This window comes from Parabacteroides acidifaciens, assembly GCF_003363715.1.
In the GTDB taxonomy this organism is placed as follows: domain Bacteria; phylum Bacteroidota; class Bacteroidia; order Bacteroidales; family Tannerellaceae; genus Parabacteroides; species Parabacteroides acidifaciens.
In genome coordinates, this window is record NZ_QREV01000112.1 from 1 (window position 1) to 1,931 (window position 1,931).

Annotated in this window: 1 protein-coding gene; it reads left to right on the forward strand. The window is 59.0% G+C overall.

The window, feature by feature from the left end:
• Nucleotides 1-18: 18 nt before the first annotated feature.
• The coding region (locus DWU89_RS20305; protein ID WP_244205965.1) for a VapE domain-containing protein at nucleotides 19-1,931 on the forward strand (1,913 nt) is incomplete at its 3' end.

Here is a 1,931-nt window from a genome sequence, read left to right on the forward strand (position 1 = left end):
AATAGGGCCCTGGTAGCCGTGTTAACCGAAATCAAGGCGGGCCGCTACGCCCCCGATGTCCGTAAACTCCGGGGGTGTCTTGCCGAGGGCGACAAAGCGGCGGCCGAGCGGATCAAGAAAGGGCTGCCGGCCTTCACCGTTTCCGCCCTCTACAACGGCAAACGCCTCAAGGAATGCCTGACCGGCTATAACCCCCTGCTGATACTGGACCTCGACGGGTTGACAGCAGCCGATATCGTCCGCCTCAGGGCGTTGATCGAAACGGCTGCCTACACCGTTGCCTGCTTCCTGAGTCCCGGCGGGGCAGGGTTGAAGGTGATTGTCTACGCGGCGGTCCGCCTGGAGCCGATCCCCGAGAACCATCGTGTCCTCTACGACACGATGAAGGCGTGGTATGAGAACCTCTTAGGTGTCGAGATCGACGCTTCGGGAAGCGATGCGGGGCGTCTGTGCTTCGTCTCGGACGACAGCGGGCTGTTCCTCTCACCCCGTTTCTCGGACTGGCTGAACGACACAGGACAGTTGCCGGACGATATACCCCTGTTGGACCCCGTTGTCCCCCGTAAAGGGCCGGTAGCCGCCAGTGCCGCCGAAGCCATGCCGATGGAAGAAGCCCCTGCGAAAGACAACCTGCCCCGCCTGTTCGCAAAGGCGCGCGACCGCACTTCGCGCAAGGGCAAGTATGAGGCCGGAAACCGGAACAACTACGTCTACCAATTCGGCTGCCAGTGTAACCGCTTAGGCATTTCGAAGGAAGAGACGACGGCCTATTGCAACCGCTGTTTCTCCGACCTGCCCGAAGAAGAGATCCGGCAAGCCCTCGACAGCGCCTATTCTCACCAGGAAGAGAAGGGAAAAGACGAAAAGGCGGCGCGGCAGGACAGGAAGGTCGAGAGCATCTGCCGCTACCTCTCCGAGCATTATATGCTGCGCTATAACGTCGTGCGTGGCTTCGTGGAATGGCGGAAGAAGAAAGGGAGGAAAGACTTCGCTCCCGTGACCGACTACTGGGAGAACTCCGTTTGGTGCGCCATGCAGCTCGAAGGGATACAATGCCGGCAGAGTGACCTCCACAGTGTGATCCTTTCCGATTTCAGCCGCGAGTATAACCCGTTTACAGCCTATTTCGAGGGGCTTCCTGCGTGGGACGGCGTGTCGGACCCTATCGCCCGGTTGGCGGCGACGGTGGTCACAGATCGCCCCGATTACTGGCTGATGTGCCTCCGCAAGTGGTTAGTGGCGACCGTCGCCTGCGCCATCAGCACCGGGCAGGAGAACCACTCTGTCCTGTTGCTCAGTGGCGAGCAGGGGATCGGCAAGACAACGTGGTGCCGTCATCTGGTTCCGCCCGCCCTCTCGGGTTATGTCTATTCGGGCAACCTCGACCCTTCGTCGAAAGACGCCCTGCTGTTGCTCTCCGACTGCTTCCTGATTATCCTCGACGAGCTGTCGGGACAGAGCCGCATGGAGCTGAACCGCCTGAAGGCGATGATAACGAAAGACACTGTACACGAACGCCGTGCCTACGCCCGCAATGCCGAGACCTACACCCGCCGTGCCTCCTTCCTCGCGACGGTCAACGATAGCCAGGTGTTGACCGACCGTACCGGATCACGCCGTTTCCTCTGCTTCGAGGCGCAAGGCATCGACTACACCACCCCCATCGACCATGACGCCATCTATTCGCAAGCCTTGTCCCTCTACCGCAGCGGCTTCAAATTCTGGTTCTCCGACACCGACATCACCGAAGTGAACACGAACAACGAGGCCTTCCAGCAAAGCAGCCCCGAAGAAGAACTTTTCTACACCTATTTTCGCCGTCCCGGACGTTTCGATGCGCCATTATATCTCTCAAGCAGTGAAATATTGGCCAAATTAGCCGAAAAAACACGTCTGTCGATCACTAATCTGAACGTAAATAACCTGGGCAA